Genomic DNA, 17,789 nt, shown 5'->3' with positions numbered 1-17,789 from the left:
CAGGTAGAATATATTTCATTTTACCTGCTCTTTAATTTAAAAAGTTTCACATTATTATAGAAAGAATTTCATTTGTTTTTAAAAATCGAACAATCGATTATTTATATAGTGTAAATGTTAAGAAAAAAGAAGAAACGACCTTGACAAAGGGAAAAGTAGATGATAGAATAGAAAAGTCTTGAAGAAAGACGAAGTCATTTTAAAATAAGTTAAAAAAAGTTTAAAAAAACTATTGACAAAAAAAAATAAAAATGATAAGATATAAAAGTTGCTAACGCAACAAACTTGAACATTGAAAACTAAACGAATTAAGTCAACGTTAATTCCAAAAAGGACAGTTTTGAAAAGAAACTATAAAACTTTTTAAAGAGCTAATCAAGCTAAACAATTATTTGGAGAGTTTGATCCTGGCTCAGGACGAACGCTGGCGGCGTGCCTAATACATGCAAGTCGAGCGAAGTTTTTCTGGTGCTTGCACTAGAAAAACTTAGCGGCGAACGGGTGAGTAACACGTAAAGAACCTGCCTCATAGACTGGGACAACTATTGGAAACGATAGCTAATACCGGATAACAGTATTTCTCGCATGAGAGATATTTAAAAGTTGGTTATGCTAACACTATGAGATGGCTTTGCGGTGCATTAGCTAGTTGGTGGGGTAAAGGCCCACCAAGGCGACGATGCATAGCCGACCTGAGAGGGTGATCGGCCACACTGGGACTGAGACACGGCCCAGACTCCTACGGGAGGCAGCAGTAGGGAATCTTCCGCAATGGGCGAAAGCCTGACGGAGCAACGCCGCGTGAGTGAAGAAGGATTTCGGTTCGTAAAGCTCTGTTGTTAGGGAAGAATGGATATGTAGTAACTATACATGTAAGAGACGGTACCTAACCAGAAAGCCACGGCTAACTACGTGCCAGCAGCCGCGGTAATACGTAGGTGGCAAGCGTTGTCCGGAATTATTGGGCGTAAAGCGCGCGCAGGTGGTTTAATAAGTCTGATGTGAAAGCCCACGGCTCAACCGTGGAGGGTCATTGGAAACTGTTAAACTTGAGTGCAGGAGAGAAAAGTGGAATTCCTAGTGTAGCGGTGAAATGCGTAGAGATTAGGAGGAACACCAGTGGCGAAGGCGGCTTTTTGGCCTGTAACTGACACTGAGGCGCGAAAGCGTGGGGAGCAAACAGGATTAGATACCCTGGTAGTCCACGCCGTAAACGATGAGTGCTAAGTGTTGGTCTCATAAGAGATCAGTGCTGCAGCTAACGCATTAAGCACTCCGCCTGGGGAGTACGACCGCAAGGTTGAAACTCAAAGGAATTGACGGGGACCCGCACAAGCGGTGGAGCATGTGGTTTAATTCGAAGCAACGCGAAGAACCTTACCAAGTCTTGACATACTGTGAGGACACAAGAGATTGTGTTGTTCTGACCTTTGGTTAGACACAGATACAGGTGGTGCATGGTTGTCGTCAGCTCGTGTCGTGAGATGTTGGGTTAAGTCCCGCAACGAGCGCAACCCTTATATCTAGTTGCCAGCAGTAAGATGGGGACTCTAGATAGACTGCCAGTGATAAACTGGAGGAAGGTGGGGATGACGTCAAATCATCATGCCCCTTATGACTTGGGCTACACACGTGCTACAATGGATAGGAACAAAGAGAAGCGAGCTCGCGAGAGTCAGCCAACCTCATAAAACTATTCTCAGTTCGGATTGTAGTCTGCAACTCGACTACATGAAGCTGGAATCGCTAGTAATCGCGAATCAGAATGTCGCGGTGAATACGTTCCCGGGTCTTGTACACACCGCCCGTCACACCACGAGAGTTTGTAACACCCGAAGACGGTGGCCTAACCTTTAAGGAGGGAGCCGGTCACGGTGGGACAGATGATTGGGGTGAAGTCGTAACAAGGTAGCCGTATCGGAAGGTGCGGCTGGATCACCTCCTTTCTAAGGATAAGGAATACGTTGGCAATTCGTTTAGTTTTGAGTGTTCAAGGAATACTCAAGCACAATGAAAACTGAATATATATATTAGATCAAAGATAATTTTCTATAAGTAAAGAAACAGATTTACAAAACCGAGAAAAAAGTAAGTAAGTTGAAAAACTTATTCACAAGAGTTCAAGGAAGAAGAACGAAGCGTAAAAGCTACACACGATTAAGTAGTAAAGGGCGCACGGAGGATGCCTTGGCACTAGGAGCCGAAGAAGGACGTGACAAACGACGAAACGCTACGGGGAGCTGTAAGTAAGCAAAGATCCGTAGATATCCGAATGGGGGAACCCACCGCTTTTAAAAGGGCGGTACGCGAAAGCGAGGTAACGCAGGGAACTGAAACATCTAAGTACCTGCAGGAAGAGAAAGAAAAATCGATTTCCTAAGTAGCGGCGAGCGAAAGGGAAAGAGCCCAAACCAATGTGCATGCATATTGGGGTTGTAGGACTCTCAACAAAGCGTATGACGAAGTATAGTAGAACAATTTGGAAAGATAGACCATAGAAGGTAAAAGTCCTGTATACGAAATGCTAAGTTGGCGTGAGAGAGCACCTGAGTACGGCGGAACACGAGGAATTCCGTCGGAATCTACCAGGACCATCTGGTAAGGCTAAATACTACCTAGTGACCGATAGTGAACCAGTACCGTGAGGGAAAGGTGAAAAGAACCCCGGGAGGGGAGTGAAAGAGAACCTGAAACCGTGTGCTTACAAGTAGTCAGAGCCCTTTAGGGGGTGATGGCGTGCCTTTTGTAGAATGAACCGGCGAGTTACTTTATCATGCGAGGTTAAGTGGAAGACATGGAGCCGAAGCGAAAGCGAGTCTTAATAGGGCGAAATAGTATGATGGAGTAGACCCGAAACCAAGTGATCTACCCATGACCAGGTTGAAGTTTAGGTAACACTGAATGGAGGACCGAACCAGGACACGTTGAAAAGTGTTTGGATGAGCTGTGGGTAGCGGAGAAATTCCAATCGAACTTGGAAATAGCTGGTTCTCTCCGAAATAGCTTTAGGGCTAGCCTCGTTGTGAGTTTACTGGAGGTAGAGCACTGTTTGGACTAGGGGCCCATCCCGGGTTACCGAATTCAGACAAACTCCGAATGCCAGATAAATATCAACGGGAGTCAGACTGCGGGTGATAAGGTTCGTAGTCGAAAGGGAAACAGCCCAGACCGCCAGCTAAGGTCCCAAATTGTATGTTAAGTGGAAAAGGATGTGATGATGCACAGACAACCAGGATGTTGGCTTAGAAGCAGCCACCATTTAAAGAGTGCGTAATAGCTCACTGGTCGAGTGACATCGCGCCGAAAATGTACCGGGGCTAAACATACAACCGAAGCTGCGGATATAACTAATGTTATATGGTAGGAGAGCGTTCTAACATCATAGAAGCTGAGCTGGAAGGCGAGGTGGAGAGGTTAGAAGTGAGAATGCCGGTGTGAGTAGCGAAAGATAGGTGAGAATCCTATCCACCGAAAGACTAAGGTTTCCAGAGGAAGGCTCGTCCGCTCTGGGTAAGTCGGGACCTAAGGTGAAGCCGATAGGTGAAGCCGATGGACAACAGGTAGAAATTCCTGTACCACCAAATATCGATTGAGAGAAGTGGGGACAGAGGAGGCTAATTGATCGTCCTGATGGAATAGGACGTCTAAGCACAAAGGTTGAGTAGTAGGCAAATCCGCTGCTCATAAGACTGAAGTGTGATGGGGAGCGAAATTAAAGTAGCGAAGTCAATGAAGCCAAACTCTCAAGAAAAGCCGCTATCGAGATAAGAGGTGCCCGTACCGCAAACCGACACAGGTAGTTGGGAAGAGAATTCTAAGGTGAGCGAGAGAACCATCGTTAAGGAACTCGGCAAAATGACCCCGTAACTTCGGGAGAAGGGGTGCCTACGAGAGTAGGCCGCAGTGAATAGGCCCAAGCGACTGTTTAACAAAAACACAGGTCTCTGCAAAACCGAAAGGTGAAGTATAGGGGCTGACGCCTGCCCGGTGCTGGAAGGTTAAGAGGAGTGCTTAGGAGAAATCCGAAGGTATGAATTGAAGCCCCAGTAAACGGCGGCCGTAACTATAACGGTCCTAAGGTAGCGAAATTCCTTGTCGGGTAAGTTCCGACCCGCACGAAAGGCGTAACGATTTGGGCACTGTCTCAACGATGGACTCGGTGAAATCATAGTACCTGTGAAGATGCAGGTTACCCGCGACAGGACGGAAAGACCCCATGGAGCTTTACTGTAGCTTGATATTGAATTTTGATGCAGTATGTACAGGATAGGTAGGAGCCTAAGAATCATGCACGCCAGTGTATGAGGAGGCGCTGTTGGGATACTACCCTTGCTGTATTGAAATTCTAACCCTCGGCAAAGACCGGGAGACAGTGTCAGGTGGGCAGTTTGACTGGGGCGGTCGCCTCCCAAAGAGTAACGGAGGCGTTCAAAGGTTCCCTCAGAATGGTTGGAAATCATTTGCAGAGTGTAAAGGCACAAGGGAGCTTGACTGTGAGACTTACAAGTCGAGCAGGTGCGAAAGCAGGACTTAGTGATCCGGTGGTTCCGCATGGAAGGGCCATCGCTCAACGGATAAAAGCTACCCTGGGGATAACAGGCTTATCTCCCCCAAGAGTCCACATCGACGGGGAGGTTTGGCACCTCGATGTCGGCTCATCGCATCCTGGGGCTGTAGTCGGTCCCAAGGGTTGGGCTGTTCGCCCATTAAAGCGGTACGCGAGCTGGGTTCAGAACGTCGTGAGACAGTTCGGTCCCTATCCGTCGTGGGCGTAGGAAATTTGAGAGGAGCTGTCCTTAGTACGAGAGGACCGGGATGGACGTATCAATGGTGTACCAGTTGTCACGCCAGTGGCATAGCTGGGTAGCTAAATACGGAAGGGATAAGAGCTGAAAGCATCTAAGCATGAAGCCCCCCTCGAGATGAGATTTCCCACGGATATTAAGACCCCTTGAAGACGACAAGGAGAATAGGTTAGGAGTGTAAGTGTGGTAACACATGTAGCTGACTAAAACTAATAGGTCGAGGACTTAATCAAGTGAAGTTCTGAAAAATTTGTTGACAAGAGAAGAAAAGATGATATAATATATGTATGAAGTTTTCGTCTGGTGGCGATAGCGAAGAGGACACACCTGTACCCATACCGAACACAGAAGTTAAGCTCTTTAGCGTCGAATGTAGTTGGGTTTACGCCCTGCAAGACTAGAACGTTGCCAGGCTTTTGAAGTCTTTAGCAAATGCTTTAGACTTATTATTCCACAGTAGCTCAGTTGGTAGTAGCATCTGACTGTTAATCAGAGGGTCGCAGGTTCGAGTCCTGCCTGTGGAGCCATTTTTTGGCCCGTTGGTCAAGTGGTTAAGACACCGCCCTTTCACGGCGGTAACACGGGTTCGAATCCCGTACGGGTCACCATTTGAACGGAGGTTTAGCTCAGCTGGGAGAGCACTTGCCTTACAAGCAAGGGGTCAGCGGTTCGATCCCGTTAACCTCCACCATTTTAATAGTCGGGAAGATAGCGAAGAGGCTAAACGCGGCGGACTGTAAATCCGCTCCTTAGGGTTCAGTGGTTCGAATCCACTTCTTCCCACCATTCTTTTATAACATTGGGATATAGCCAAGCGGTAAGGCAACGGACTTTGACTCCGTCATTCCCCTGGTTCGAATCCAGGTATCCCAGCCATGAGCCATTAGCTCAGTTGGTAGAGCATTTGACTTTTAATCAAAGGGTCGAAGGTTCGAGTCCTTCATGGCTCATTTATTATATAAAAGGCTTAACAGCCTTTTATATTTTTTGGCCCGTTGGTCAAGTGGTTAAGACACCGCCCTTTCACGGCGGTAACACGGGTTCGAATCCCGTACGGGTCATCTTGACTTGAAAGCTACAATTAATTTTGTGGCTTTTTCTATTTATTAAGTTCTTTTGCAGTAAAGCTAAGTGGAAGTACTTCTTCAAAGAAGTTATAAACCTCATATGAATTGTTAGCTGTACCTAGTATTAGCTCGAAGTCATTATCAGCGAATTCAGCTATTACTTGACGACATACTCCACATGGTGGGCAGTAATTTTCTAGATTACCATTTGGGCCACCTACTACTGCTATTTTCTTGAATTTTGTCACACCTTCACTTACTGCTTTGAATATAGCTGTACGCTCAGCACAGTTAGTAGGGGAGTAACTAGCATTTTCTATATTACAACCTGTGTATATTTTTCCATTATCAGCTAAGATAGCAGCCCCAACTTTAAAGTTAGAATAAGGAACATAAGCAAAATTAGTGGCTTCAATAGCGGCTTCAACTAATTTTGTATTTATGTCTTTATGAAGATGTGGATTTTCTTCTTGTAGAATTTTTGTTACTGTATCAGCAACACCACTTTCTAAATTTGGTTTATCCGTAATATATCTTGATATTTTTTTTAATTCAGGAACGGCATTCTCCATGGCAACACTATATTTTACTAATTTAAGCATTGATTCATCGTTAAGATTATCACCTATAGCAAGTATATTATCGAGTGGTATAGCGTATATCTCAGATATTTGTTTAAGGGCATGCCCTTTTGTAGCATTTTTATCCATAATTTCTATGTTGTTTGGCCCAGATGAGGTTACAGTTATATTTGTATTATCTGCTAATAATTCTTTTGCTTTTTTTAGTTTTTCTAAGTCGTTAGAAATTCCTATAACTTTAATAGGTGGGTTATCTTTTTTATTGAAGAATAATTCAATATCATCTACTTCAGTAACGTGGCCTGCTTTTAGTTTTTCATCCGCTACCTTTCGTAGATATTCGATATTAGGTGTTTGACCTGTAGCTCTAATTAAATCAGCATAACCTTGAATATCAGTCTCTATACTGTTTGTATAAATAGTATTTTTTGTATATAGTTGAAAGTTTATATCTAAGCTTTTAAGTACAGATGTAGTGTAGTATAAATCCTTTAGCGCGATTGGAGTTATACTAATAAGGTTACCATTTTTATCATAAACTATACCACCATTAAAACTAATGACATCACAATCTATATTTTTTTCATTTAATGAAGGAAGAGCCTCATAGTAAGCGCGCCCCGTAGCGACTATAAATATAATATTATTTTCTTGAGCATAGTTTATTAAGTCAACATTTTCTTGAGAAATTCTATGTTCATTATCTAGCAGTGTTCCATCCATATCGCTAGCAATTAATTTTATCATAAATTGTATTAGAAATGATAATAGCCATTTCTATCTCCTTTCATAATGTATAATTAGATTATATCATAACCACAGATTTATTGTAAGAGTAATTGAAAATATTTACTTAGAGATTAATTTCTATTATAATTGAAAGTTTTGTGATAATATAAAGAGTAATTAGATTATTTATAGAAAGTGATATAGTATGAAAATAAAAGAAATTATTAAAGAAAATAATTTAGAAGAATTATTTTCTAAAGTGAAAATCGGTTTAGAAAAAGAGGGACAAAGAGTTCTTAAAGACGGAACTATATCGAAAACTCCTCACCCAAAAATTTTTGGTCACAGACATGATCATCCATATATCCAAACTGATTTTGCAGAATCTCAATTAGAATTAATTACAACACCAGAGAATAGCGAAAAAGACGTTATAAGAATTTTAAACGCAATTCATGAAGTGGTATTAAAAAATTTACCAGAAGATGAATATATTTGGTCATTAAGTATGCCAAGTATTTTGCCGAACGAGGAAGATATACAAGTAGCTCAGTTTGCTAATGAATGGGATATAAGATATAGGGAATATCTTGTAGAAAAGTATGGAAAATACAAGCAAATGGTTTCAGGAATTCACTATAATTTTCAAATAGATGATGAGCTTATGAAAAAAATTTCTGAAATAACGAATACCCCTTTAGTTGAAGTTAAGAATAGTGTTTACATGAAACTTGCAAGACAATTTCTTCGCTATCAGTGGTTGTTAGTATATTTATATGGAGCTTCTCCTATGGCAGAGTCTAAGTACTTTTCAGATGATAAGAAACCTGGAGAGTTTGTTCGTAGTTTAAGAACAAGCCAATATGGTTATGTGAATGAACAGGATATTGTTGTCTCGTATAATAGTTTGGAAGATTATATAAAAGATTTAACAGGATATGTAAAAAATAAAAAACTTATTGCTGAAAAAGAGTTTTACTCTAGTGTAAGATTCAGAGGTGAGGATACTGTAGCAAAATTTCCTGAAAAAGGTATTAAATATATCGAATTTAGGCTATTTGACTTAAATCCTTTTGCACCATTTGGTATTTTAGAAAAAGATGTAAGGTTTATCCATTTATTTTTAAAAACTTTAGTTTGGATAGAAGAAGCTGATAGAAATAATTCTCAAAAGATAGGTTATGAATATAGTGAAAGAACAGCGTTATCTCATCCATTGTTGCAGTCAGAATATTTAGAAGAAGGATTGTGGATTCTTAAACAAATGAAAGAATTAGCAGAAGAACTTTGTTTACCAGAATCCGATAAGCTACTTATCGAAGAAAAAGAGAATGAGCTTAAGGATCCATCGATGACTATTGCAGCTCAACTAATAAAAAGATATCAAGAAACTGATAGTGTTACTGTAGGTATGGAGTTAGCCAAACAATATAAAAAAGAAGCATTAAAAGAAAATTATTCATTAAATGCCTATGCCAATATGGAACTTTCTACACAAGCTGTAATAGAAGATGCGATAAAAATAGGCCTAAAAGTTCAAGTAATAGATGAGAATGATCAATTTCTTCGTATAGAGTACAAAGATAAGGTAGAATATGTAAAAAATGGAAACATGACAAGTAAAGATAGTTATATTTCTCCATTAATAATGGAAAATAAAGTTGTTACCAAAAAAATATTAGGTGAGCAAGGTTTTAGAGTTCCGAGAGGCTACGAAGTTTCAAGTTTGGCGGAGGCTGTACAAGTATTTAATTATGTAAAAAATAAACCAATAGTGATAAAACCTAAAAGCACAAATTTTGGGTTAGGTATTTCTATCTTTAAACATGGGACTTCATCTTTGGATGATTATTCTAACGCTATTAAATTTGCTTTAAAAGAAGATAAAGATATATTAATTGAAGAATTTATAGAAGGAACAGAGTATAGGTTTTTTGTTATAGAAGGAAAAACTCATGCAGTTCTTTTAAGAGTTCCAGCTAATGTAAAAGGAGATGGACAACATACAATTAGAGAATTGGTTGAAATAAAAAATAAAAACCCTCTTCGAGGTGATGCTAAAAAAACACCATTAAAAAAAATAGAATTAGGTGAGATAGAAAAATTGCAATTAAGAGAGCAAGGTTTTAGTTTTGAGACAGTTCTAAGAAACGGAGAGATAGCATATCTTCGAGAAAACTCTAATATAAGTACAGGAGGAGATTCTATTGATATGACAGATGAAGTTCATCAAAGCTATAAAGAACTCGCTGTTAAGATAACGGGTGCTATGATGGCAAAAGTTTGTGGAGTTGATTTAATAATTCCTGACATTAAAGAAGAGATAACTAGAGAAAATTATGGGGTAATAGAAGCAAACTTTAATCCTATGATGATGATGCATATTTATCCACATCAAGGAAAAAGTAGAAGATTATCATTGGATATATTAAAAATGCTTTTTCCTGAAAAATTTTAAAAAATTATAATTATCTATATCAAATAGTACTATTATATTCAGATATGAGCAGAAAAACTCATATCTGAATTTTTATATTTTGAAAAAATGTAAATATTATTTTCTTAAGAAAAATTATGAAATATAAAGAAGTCGAATGAACAATAAAAAGTAGTTATAAGAAAAACAAAGGCACAATAATATAAGGCTTTTACGTAAAGGAACAAGTATAAATATATTTTAAATCTAAAAAAACAACATAAGAAATCGTATTCAATGTTTCTATTTAAAAAATACAAACATTTACAAACGTAGTATTAAATGATATAATCGAGTAGTATGCAAAAGGTATACACGTCATATTAAATATTTTTTATTATTATAAAGGAGGTACTAAGATGGTAGGAATTATCATCGCAAGTCACGGTGAATTTGCAGCTGGTATTAAACAGTCTGGAACTATGATTTTTGGAGAACAAGAAAAAGTAGAATCAGTTGTATTTATGCCGAGTGAGGGACCAGAAGACTTGCAAAGAAAACTTCAAGAAGCTATTGCTAAAGTAGAATCTGAAGAAATTCTTTTCCTTGTAGATCTTTGGGGTGGAAGTCCATTCAACCAAGCGAATAAATTATTCGAAGAAGCTCCAGAGAAAAGAGCTATTGTAGCAGGGCTTAACTTACCAATGTTAATTGAAGCGTACGCAAGTCGTTTCACTATGACAACTGCACATGAAATAGCTAAGGCAATTACTGCAACAGCTATCGATGGGGTGAAAGTTCGTCCAGAAGAACTTCAGCCAGAAGCAGCTGCTCCAGTAGTAGCGCAAGCTGCACCTCAAGGAACTATCCCTGAAGGAACAGTTTTAGGAGATGGGAAAATTAAATTTGTATTAGCACGTATTGATACACGTTTATTACATGGACAAGTTGCTACTAACTGGACAAAAGCAACACAGCCAAACAGAATTATTGTAGTTTCTGATACAGTATCAAAAGATGAACTACGTAAAAAACTTATTGAGCAAGCAGCTCCTCCAGGAGTACGTGCTCACGTAATTCCATTAAATAAACTTGTAGAAGTTTATAATGATCCACGTTTTGGTGATACAAAAGCATTATTATTATTTGAAACACCACAAGATGCTCTTGCAGTTATTGAAAAAGGAGTAGAGATTCCTGAATTAAACGTAGGATCTATGGCACACTCTGTTGGTAAAGTTCAAATCAACAATGTATTATCAGTAGATCAAGATGACGTTGAAACATACAAAAAACTTCGTGATTTAGGTGTTAAATTTGATGTAAGAAAAGTATCTAACGACTCACCATCAGATTTATTTAAACTTATTGAAGCTAAAGCTAGCGAAGGTTTAAAATTATAATTATATAGTATTTAAATTAGGAGGACACAATGGATTTTAGTATTCTATCAGTCGTTTTAGTCCTTGTTGTTGCTTTCTTAGCAGGGATGGAAGGTATCTTAGACCAATTCCAATTCCACCAACCAATTATTGCATGTTCATTAGTTGGATTAGCAACAGGACATTTAACAGAATGTATTATTTTAGGTGGGGCTCTACAATTATTAGCACTTGGATGGGCTAATATTGGGGCAGCCGTTGCTCCTGACGCAGCACTTGCATCAGTAGCATCAGCTATTATTTTCGTAAAAGCGGGAGACTTCTCTTTAGAAGGACGTAATATCGCTATTGCAGCAGCTATTACACTTGCAACAGTAGGATTAGTACTTACTATGATAGTTCGTACGTTATCAGTAGTTATCGTTCACCAAGCTGACCGTGCAGCAGAAAACGGAAACTTCCGTGGAGTTGAATTCTGGCACTATGTAGCACTTGCAGCTCAAGGGTTACGTATCGCTATCCCATCAGGATTATTAATGTTTATTCCTTCAGAAGCAGTTCAAAAAGGATTAGGATCATTACCAGCATGGTTTACTGGTGGTATGACAGTTGGTGGTGGAATGGTAGTTGCGGTAGGTTTCGCAATGGTAATCAACTTAATGGCAACTAAAGAAGTATGGCCTTTCTTCTTCTTAGGATTTGCATTAGCACCATTAAAAGAACTTACATTAATCGCAACTGGTATCATTGGATTAGTAATTGCAATTGTATACTTAAACCTTTCAGATAACAACAAAGGTGGAGGAAGAGGAAACTCTTCATCAGGTGACCCACTAGGGGACATTTTAAACAACTATTAATAAGGAGGAACTAGAAATGTCAGAGAAAAAAATTACATTAAGTAAAAAAGATCGTCGTAGCGTTATGTTACGTTCTCAGTTCCTTCAAGGTTCATGGAACTATGAACGTATGCAAAATGGTGGTTGGGCTTATTCTTTAATCCCAGCATTGAAAAAATTATATCCAAATAAAGAAGATGCAACAGCAGCTCTAAAACGTCACTTAGAGTTCTTTAACACACACCCATATATTGCAGCACCAATCTTAGGGGTAACACTTGCTCTTGAAGAAGATAAAGCAAATGGAGCTGATATCGATGATTCAGCAATCCAAGGTGTTAAAGTTGGTATGATGGGACCTTTAGCAGGTATTGGGGATCCAGTATTCTGGTTCACAGTACGTCCAATCTTAGGAGCTATCGCAGCATCACTTGCAACAGGTGGTTCTATTATTGCACCATTATTCTTCTTTATCGCATGGAACGCAATCCGTATAGGATTCTTATGGTATACACAAGAACTTGGATACAAAAAAGGAGCAGAAATTACAAGCGACCTTTCAGGTGGTATCTTACAAAAAATTACTAAAGGTGCTTCAATCCTTGGTATGTTCGTAATGGGTATTTTAGTTCAACGTTGGACTAATATTAGCTTCCCAATGGTAATCTCTAAGGTTCAATTAGCTGATGAAGCATATATTCACTTCCCAGGCGAAAAAGAACACGTTACAGGTGGAGTATTACAAGATATTGTAACAAAAGCAGCAAGTGGTAAATTCTCATTGTCACCGGAAAAAGTTACAACATTACAAGATAACTTAAACCAACTTATTCCTGGTTTTGCAGCGTTACTATTAACATTCGTATGTATGTGGTTATTAAAACGTAAAGTAAGCCCAGTACTTATTATCTTTGGATTATTTGCACTAGGTATTTTAGCTCGTGTAGCAAAAATAATGTAATAATCTTTGTAAGCTGGAGCAAAAGTTCCAACTTACTTTTTTAATTAAAAAATATATAGTATAATAAACTATGAAAAGCAATTAGCATAAGGAGGTGTTATAGTGGTAAAATCAATGAATACTAAAGTAATTTATACAACAAAGGCAAATAGTATGACAGGTTCTATTGGTAATAAACATGGAGATATTATGGTCGGAGATAAGGCTTTTGAATTTTATAATCATAGAAATCCAGAAGACTATATCCAAATTCCATGGAAGGAAATTGAGCGTGTTCGTGCGCAAATGTTTTTTAGAGATAGGTATATAAGAGGATTTTTTATTGATACAAAAAATTCGGGAAGTTTTAATTTTATTGTCAAAAATGCAGGTAAATGCCTTAAAGAGATGAGAACTTTTGTCGGGAATGACAATATAGTACGTAATAAACCTTTGTTCTCATTGAAAAAATTATTTAGAAGAAATAAATAAAAATTGGTTTAAACTCATGAGAAAAATTATGGTTTAACCAATTTTTTTATTCTTCTATTTAATAAATGATCCAGTAATAACTAAAACGATAAATATGGATATAGTAAATAAAATTTCCATAAAGAACTCCTTTTTATAGTTTAAATTTTCTCATATAGTATAATATAACATTGTATAATTTTGTAACAAAAAAGCAATTTAAAAAGAAGATAATAAAAAAATATTTTAAAACAATTATCTTTGAAAAAAAGATTGAAAAATAAAGAAAAACAAATGAAAACGTTTAGTATCAGTAATTAAAACTTGAATTTCTCTATTGAATATATTACTATAATAGTAGTAATTAAATATATAATAAAAGGAAAAATATAATAATGAAAGAAGTATCATTACAATCTCCCACAAGGAGACAGGGCGTTATTATGTTTGCATTGTTAATATGTGCTTATATAATATTTGCAACAAATTGGGTAGCAGGATCAAATTTATCAAAACAAATTACAGATCATTATTTTAATGGTGAAAAAGTATCCCCTATAATATCGGAGATAGTGAACTATACTATAACTATAGCTCGTATTATCGCTAATTTATTAGCTGCATATATTTTGATAAAATTACACCCGAAGAAGGCAGCGATATTTGCCTTATTCTGTTTATGTTTTTCATTTTTTGCAATTTTTAGTCATAATTATTGGCTATATACTATTTCGAGGATGATTATGGCGCTCGGTGGATCGATGATTATGGTATTTATCAACACTTATGTTGCAAAGTTTATACCTAACGATAAAAAAATATTAACAAGCGCGATTATAACAGCATCATATAATTTTGGAGCAGCGGTTGTTGCGATTTTATTTTTAGTTTTTAAAGAACATTTTATAGATGATTGGCGCTACACTATGATTGGATTTAGTATTTTTAGTATTATTATATTTATAATATGGTTAGCAGTTGCAAAAGATTTTGAACCAACGATAACTTGGAAACACCCTAACTATTTTGTTTATAAATTATTAATAGAATCAAAAGAAGTAGCAGAAGATGAAGAATTAAAAGAATACACTTATGCTGATGGTTTTAGAGATAAATTTATTTACTTCTTTTCTCTTGGGTTTGGAGGATTTCTATTTTTATATGTAATGCCTCTGGTATCATTACCAAGAGTAGTAGCAGAACATTCTCATAATGGGAATTTCAAACCAGAATTTATGATTTTAATGGTGACTGTAGGGGGGATAGTAGGAACATTATCAAATATACTAATTACTAGAAAATTTGATTTCAGAAGGAAGCCATTCTTAGTTTTACATGGTGTTCTGATGATAGGATTTATGGCTATTGGGTTATATGTTGTATCAACTAATGCTATACTTTCTTACATCATGTTTGCATTATCAGGATTTGTGATGTATTCTCAGTATCCGGTTTATCTAAATTACCCTTATGAACTTCCAAAAATGAATTCTCAAAAATTAACTATTATGTTTGGAATGTTTTGGGCGTTTGGATATGCTATTTACACGTTATTTAATTTTATATGGAGTTTAATTTTAAATCATTTTGGGTATGTATCATCAATTTCGTTTTATTTAGTAGGAAGTGTTATTTATATAATTTCTGTATTTGCGTTTCCAGAAACTAGAACAAAAAGAAAATAATTTATTAGAAGAGATGAGATATGTAATGACTTTAAAGCGAATAGATAAGAAAAGACCATAGAACTAAATGTTCCATGGTCTTTTCTTATCTATCATCGCCGTGTATTCTTATTTTTAGTAGTTCTGCTAGAGTTTGAATTTCTATTTTGGGTAGTTGCAGGATTACTACTATTGTTACTATTATTTGTAGATCTAGTAGAGCTTGCTAATGAATCAAACATTGTAGTTAATGCAGAACGACTATCACGCTGACGAGTAGCTATAGCTGCTTGATAAACAGCATCTTTATCAGTTCCAGCATACATATAATCAGTCTCTGTATTTCTATCTTTGGCATACTCTACACCATTTTTTGTTGCTATTCCTGCAGGTTTTTCGAAAGGCGCAGGTGCTTTGTTGTCAGATGCTTTTTTCATAACATCTGCCATTATAACTTGAGTTGTTTGTGCTTGATTAGAAGAAAGTGCTTTTGCTGCAGAATCAACTACGTCTGCTCCTTGCCATACAGAAACTGTATATTCTGTCGTATAACCTACCATCCAGCTATCTTTTGTAGAGTTTGTGACGTCTATTCCAAAGGTTCTTTGTGCACTTTCATCAAAGGTAGTTGAACCAGACTTACCAGCCATATCAAAGTTTGCTACTTTACCATTAGGGGACGTACCATGGCTAGTAAGTACGCCTTTTAAGACATTAGTCATAAGATAAGCTGTTTCTTCCGACATAGCTTTTGTAGCTTTATCACGCATACTAGGAAGTTCTTTTCCATTAGCATTAAATACTTTAACAATAGTTGAAGGTTTGTTGTAATAACCTTTATTACCGAAACTTGCAAAAGCTCCGGCCATTTGTAACGGTGATACTCCATCAACATTCCCCCCAATAGCAGTAGTAGGTTCATCTTTTGAAACAGGAATTCCTATCTTTTCTGCAAAATGTTTAGCACGTTCATACTCAACTGTTTCGAAAGCACGAACTGCGGGAACGTTATAAGACCAAGATACAGCTCTATTCATTGAAACATTTCCGTGATATAATCTATCCCAGTTTTGAATAAAGAAATTAGTACCAGCAATTTGATATGGACTATCAGAAAATGTTGTTTGTGAGTCCCAACCATAATATTCTATACCAGGAGCGTAGTCAATCAAGGGTTTAATAGCCGATCCTGGTTGTACTTTTGCATCGACTGCGTAATTATAACCACCAGCTTTATAGTTTTTTCCACCCCCAATAGCTTCGATAAGACCTGTTTTAGTATTAAGAACAGCTATGGCTGCTTGAGAAGCGTGAGGTTTCATTGGAGAACGTTGATTGTCTAACATGTCTTGAACATAGATTTGTAGTTCAGAATTCAAGTTTGTGTAGATTTTTAACCCAAGTGATAGGGGATCACTTACATTTTCAAAGTTTTTATTTTGTTTTAGTTCTTTTGTTATTTCGTCAATATAAGCAGCATACTTAGGATTATAAGTGTGCTGATTTGCTCTATCTTCTTTTGATTTTTTAACTAATCCGTCAGTAATAGGAGTCTTAATATATTCATTATATTGATCTTCTGTGATTTTATCATTATTTAACATAGCATATAAAACTATATCACGACGATTTTTAGCTTGTTCAGGATAATCATAAGGATTATATTGATTTGGTTGTTGAGGTATACCAGCAAGAAGAGCTAATTGAGGAACAGTAAGTTCATTAAGCTCCTTATTATAAAAGTATTTAGAAGCAGTTTTTATACCATATTGACCGTCTGAGTAATAAATTTTATTTAAATACATTTCTAAAATATCATCTTTAGAATATTTATTTTCTAATTTTAATGATAAATATGCTTCTTGAATTTTTCTTTCCATAGTTTTTTCTGAAGTAAGAAGAGAGTGTTTGATAACTTGTTGAGTTATTGTACTAGCTCCTTCACGAGCAGAATTGGAACGTAAATTAACAAGGACAGCTTTAGCCAGACGTTTTGGATCAATACCAATATGTGAATAAAATCTTGAATCCTCAACTGATAAAACAGCATCTTTAATATTCTCTGGAACATCTGATACTGATACATAGTCACGTTTTTCAGCTCCAACAGTTGCTATTAAGTTTAAGTTTTTATCATATATTTCTGACGATAATGGATCTTGGAGCGTTGCTTTTGTAATATCAGGTATATCTTTTAGTTGGATTGCTAAAAAGCCTAGTACTACAAAAAACAAAATGAAACATATCGTGAAAAATATTGAACTTATATATTTAAACAAAGTTTTCATATTAGAAACTCACTTTCATTAGTTTTTATAACATCTAAATAATCTAATCTTATTTTATAGTGAAATGATAGTTCGAATGCAGTATCTTCGAATTCACTAAGTTTAATCGATTTTCGGCCACCATTCTCAGCTCTTGTTAGGTAATACAAAAACTTTTTGAAGGGTAAAATAAATGTACGATTATTTTTTTTGAAACGAACAATTATAAATGTAATTCCACCTTGTCTTAATATTTTATCCATATGATCAATTTGATGTTTATGGATATTGTTAAGAGAAAATGAAGTAGTGGAATTAGTTTCTTTAGCCTCGAAATCAATATATTTCCCAAGCCACAGGCCGTTATAGTCTGTTGTAGAAGGAATTTTATAAAATGCTTTAGTAATCATAGCACTTTTTCTATTTGGATAGTTTACTTCTACTATTTGAATTGGAATAGGTTTTTTATGAACAACTGCAATATTATTATTTAAGTAATATTTGTTCGCGAAATTTATGTCATCCTCAAGCTCCATTCCTCGATTAGCATAGTTAGTTTTTTGAACAAATGTATTCTTTTTATTAGGATAATTAAACATATATCCCTCCAAATTTTAAGAAGTTATCT

At 36.6% G+C, this 17,789-nt stretch carries 9 protein-coding genes, 7 tRNA genes and 3 rRNA genes; 16 read left to right on the top strand and 3 right to left on the bottom strand.

The features are described from left to right. Positions 1-389 precede the first annotated feature (389 nt). The 10 genes from DQN46_RS07025 (at position 390) to DQN46_RS06980 (ending at position 5,866) form a co-directional block, all read left to right on the top strand. Positions 390-1,946 (top strand): 16S ribosomal RNA (locus tag DQN46_RS07025). A 209-nt stretch (positions 1,947-2,155) separates the two neighbouring features. After that, positions 2,156-5,038: ribosomal RNA gene (locus DQN46_RS07020) — 23S ribosomal RNA — on the top strand. A gap of 66 nt (positions 5,039-5,104) precedes the next feature. Further along, positions 5,105-5,219 (top strand): 5S ribosomal RNA (gene rrf / locus DQN46_RS07015). Together the 16S, 23S and 5S rRNA genes with 7 tRNA genes alongside form the textbook arrangement of a ribosomal RNA operon. A 36-nt stretch (positions 5,220-5,255) precedes the next feature. Next, positions 5,256-5,332, top strand: a tRNA-Asn gene (locus DQN46_RS07010). Positions 5,333-5,338: 6 nt separating this feature from the next. Then, positions 5,339-5,413: transfer RNA gene (locus tag DQN46_RS07005), tRNA-Glu, on the top strand. Between the two features lie 7 nt (positions 5,414-5,420). Then, positions 5,421-5,496, top strand: a tRNA-Val gene (locus tag DQN46_RS07000). Positions 5,497-5,507: 11 nt separating this feature from the next. Beyond that, a tRNA-Tyr gene (locus tag DQN46_RS06995) sits at positions 5,508-5,591 on the top strand. Between the two features lie 14 nt (positions 5,592-5,605). Continuing rightward, positions 5,606-5,681, top strand: a tRNA-Gln gene (locus DQN46_RS06990). A 1-nt stretch (position 5,682) separates the two neighbouring features. Continuing rightward, positions 5,683-5,755 (top strand) — tRNA-Lys (locus tag DQN46_RS06985). A gap of 39 nt (positions 5,756-5,794) precedes the next feature. Then, a tRNA-Glu gene (locus tag DQN46_RS06980) sits at positions 5,795-5,866 on the top strand. A 38-nt stretch (positions 5,867-5,904) separates the two neighbouring features. Here DQN46_RS06980 and DQN46_RS06975 read toward each other — a convergent pair. Then, positions 5,905-7,200: a cytidine deaminase gene (locus tag DQN46_RS06975; RefSeq protein WP_111743510.1), complete on the bottom strand. Its 1,296-nt coding sequence runs from the start codon at positions 7,198-7,200 to the stop codon at positions 5,905-5,907. A 187-nt stretch (positions 7,201-7,387) separates the two neighbouring features. Here DQN46_RS06975 and gshAB point away from each other — a divergent pair, with 187 nt between their 5' ends. The 6 genes from gshAB to DQN46_RS06945 all read left to right on the top strand — a co-directional run bounded on the left by gshAB (position 7,388) and on the right by DQN46_RS06945 (position 14,915). Continuing rightward, a complete protein-coding gene (gshAB, locus tag DQN46_RS06970) occupies positions 7,388-9,640 on the top strand; it encodes a bifunctional glutamate--cysteine ligase GshA/glutathione synthetase GshB (RefSeq protein ID WP_111743509.1) in 2,253 nt (750 codons plus the stop codon). A 377-nt stretch (positions 9,641-10,017) separates the two neighbouring features. Continuing rightward, positions 10,018-11,001, top strand: a complete 984-nt coding sequence (locus tag DQN46_RS06965) for a mannose/fructose/sorbose PTS transporter subunit IIA (RefSeq protein ID WP_004632815.1) — start codon at positions 10,018-10,020, stop codon at positions 10,999-11,001. Positions 11,002-11,030: 29 nt separating this feature from the next. After that, on the top strand, positions 11,031-11,840 hold the full coding sequence (locus DQN46_RS06960; RefSeq protein WP_111743508.1) for a mannose/fructose/sorbose family PTS transporter subunit IIC: 810 nt from the start codon (positions 11,031-11,033) through the stop codon (positions 11,838-11,840). A 16-nt stretch (positions 11,841-11,856) separates the two neighbouring features. Beyond that, positions 11,857-12,780, top strand: coding sequence for a PTS system mannose/fructose/sorbose family transporter subunit IID (locus DQN46_RS06955; RefSeq protein ID WP_111743507.1), 924 nt, complete (start codon positions 11,857-11,859; stop codon positions 12,778-12,780). A gap of 102 nt (positions 12,781-12,882) precedes the next feature. Beyond that, positions 12,883-13,251, top strand: a complete 369-nt coding sequence (locus tag DQN46_RS06950) for a DUF956 family protein (RefSeq protein ID WP_111743506.1) — start codon at positions 12,883-12,885, stop codon at positions 13,249-13,251. 422 nt (positions 13,252-13,673) lie between these two features. After that, complete coding sequence (locus DQN46_RS06945) at positions 13,674-14,915, top strand: MFS transporter (protein ID WP_111743505.1); 1,242 nt, start codon at positions 13,674-13,676, stop codon at positions 14,913-14,915. A 92-nt stretch (positions 14,916-15,007) separates the two neighbouring features. Here the strand turns inward: DQN46_RS06945 and DQN46_RS06940 are convergent, their stop codons facing one another. Continuing rightward, on the bottom strand, positions 15,008-17,128 hold the full coding sequence (locus DQN46_RS06940; RefSeq protein ID WP_231941204.1) for a transglycosylase domain-containing protein: 2,121 nt from the start codon (positions 17,126-17,128) through the stop codon (positions 15,008-15,010). A gap of 50 nt (positions 17,129-17,178) precedes the next feature. Continuing rightward, entirely contained in the window at positions 17,179-17,760 is a 582-nt protein-coding gene (gene recU, locus DQN46_RS06935; RefSeq protein ID WP_111743503.1) for a Holliday junction resolvase RecU, read from the bottom strand. Between the last annotated feature and the right edge of the window lie 29 nt (positions 17,761-17,789).

It is taken from the genome of Gemella morbillorum, from assembly GCF_900476045.1.
Taxonomy (GTDB): domain Bacteria; phylum Bacillota; class Bacilli; order Staphylococcales; family Gemellaceae; genus Gemella; species Gemella morbillorum.
The sequence above is the reverse complement of the archived record's forward strand: the minus strand, read 5'-3'. Positions and strand labels throughout refer to the sequence as shown.